The 1,781-nt window shown below is 62.3% G+C and carries 2 protein-coding genes and 1 pseudogene; 2 read left to right on the forward strand and 1 reads right to left on the reverse strand.

The features are described 5' to 3' along the window. Both A2I95_RS35290 and A2I95_RS35295 read left to right on the forward strand, forming a co-directional pair. Positions 1–195, forward strand: a pseudogene (locus A2I95_RS35290) (DNA polymerase III subunit delta); the annotation flags it as partial. A 75-nt stretch (positions 196–270) separates the two neighbouring features. Next, positions 271–861 (forward strand): glutathione S-transferase family protein, encoded by a 591-nt coding sequence (locus tag A2I95_RS35295; protein WP_291737224.1) that lies wholly within the window; start codon positions 271–273, stop codon positions 859–861. Here the strand turns inward: A2I95_RS35295 and A2I95_RS35300 are convergent. Continuing rightward, a partial coding sequence (locus tag A2I95_RS35300) for a TIGR03862 family flavoprotein (RefSeq protein ID WP_291737225.1) occupies positions 834–1,781 on the reverse strand: 948 nt, incomplete at its 5' end. The two genes, A2I95_RS35295 and A2I95_RS35300, sit on opposite strands and share 28 nt — an antisense overlap.

Here is a 1,781-nt window from a genome sequence, read left to right on the forward strand (position 1 = left end):
CCGCCGCTATACGGCAAACGCCGCGACCGGATGCTGCGCCAGGCGCAGAACTGGGGCGCAAACCGGCTGGAGACCGCGCTGATGATCATTACCGATACTGACCTGGCGCTGCGTTCCGCCGGCCAGACCGCGCCGGCGCTGGCGCTGATGGAGCGCGCCCTGATCCGGCTGGCCATGCTGGGCCGCGCCCGCTGATCCGGTAATGTCTCCCCCGGCTTGATCCCCCCTGCTGCGCCGCCCATCTTAGGGACACATAACAGGAGAGAGACGATGTACACCGTCACCGGCATTCCGCTCACCCGCACGTTTCGGGTGCTTTGGGCGCTTGAAGAACTTGGGCAGCCTTTCGAATTGAAGCAGCACGGCCCTCGCAGCCCCGAAGTTCAGGCGCTGAATGTCTCGGGCAAGGTGCCAGTACTGCAGGCCGAAGGCGAGGCCATCAGCGATTCAACTGCCATTCTCACATATCTCGCCGACAAGCACAGCGCCTTGACTGCACCCGCTGGCACGATAGCCCGTGCCAAGCAGGATGCGATGACGCACCTCCTGCTGGACGAAGTGGATGCTGTGCTGTGGGCAGCGGCCCGCCACAGCTTCATCTTGCCGGAAGAGCAGCGGGTGCCGGAAGTGAAAGGCAGCCTGAAGTGGGAATTCTCCCATAATCTGGCGCGGCTTGAAGGTAAGATGGGCGCGGAATTCCTGATCGGTACGGAATTCACAATCGCCGACATCATCTGTACCCATTGCCTCAATTGGGCCCATAGCGCCAAATTCCCGATCGAAGGCGAAAAGCTGCTGGACTATGGAAAACGGATGCGGAAACGCGACGCCTATCAGCGGGTTGCCGCACTCGCCAAGTAGCCTGCTGCAGCCCGACCAGCCCAACGCCCGGTAGCCAAGCAGGCGGTCAGCAGATAGCCGCCCGTCGGTGCCTCCCAATCCAGCATTTCTCCGGCGCAGAAAGTGCCGGGGAGTTGTTTCAGCATCAGATTTCCATCCAGCGCATCCCGCCGCACACCGCCTGCCGTGGAGATCGCCTCGCCCATTGGCCGCAGGCCTGCATGTTTGACTGGCAGCGTCTTTATCAACCTGGCCAGGGCTTTGGTATCCTGTGGCAAAGGCCGGCCGAATTCCTGCAATACTGTTGCCCGTGCAGCTCCCAGCTTCAGCACCTTTCGCAGATGATTTGAAATGCTTGCTTTGCCACGATGGCGGGACAGGCGGCGGGCAATTTCTGCTAGTTCCAGATCCGGAAGCAGATCCATCCGCAGCGTCTTTCCGTCCCGCACTGCGGCGCAGACGGAGTAGATGCCGCCCCCTTCCAGCCCGCGCTCCGATATCACGGCTTCCCCGCGTGAAGACAAAGGGCCGGCATGCAACGCGATGCCCTTTAGCGGTTGCCCGAATTGCGGTGACATGTGATCGGACCAATCCACCAGAAGCCCTGCATTAGCAGGTTTGAACGGTGCAATCTCCACAGCTCTTTCGCCCAGCAGAGCGGCCCAGCCCCCGTCCGACCCAAGCCGCGCCCAGCTGGCGCCGCCCAGTGCCAAAACCACAGCCCTGGCGTTTATCTGCTTGGGCCCATCCGGCGTTTCAAAAGCAAGCACTGTGCCCTCCCAGCCAGTCCAGCGCCATCGCGTACGGACCTGTGCGCCGAAACCATCAAGGCGTGTCAGCCAAGCGCGCAGCAGCGGTGAGGCTTTCATGACCGTCGGAAACACCCGGCCTGTCGAGCCGGTGAACAGCTCGCTCCCCAGTCCCCGCGCCCAATTCTGAAC

Source organism: Leisingera sp. F5, assembly GCF_001593695.1.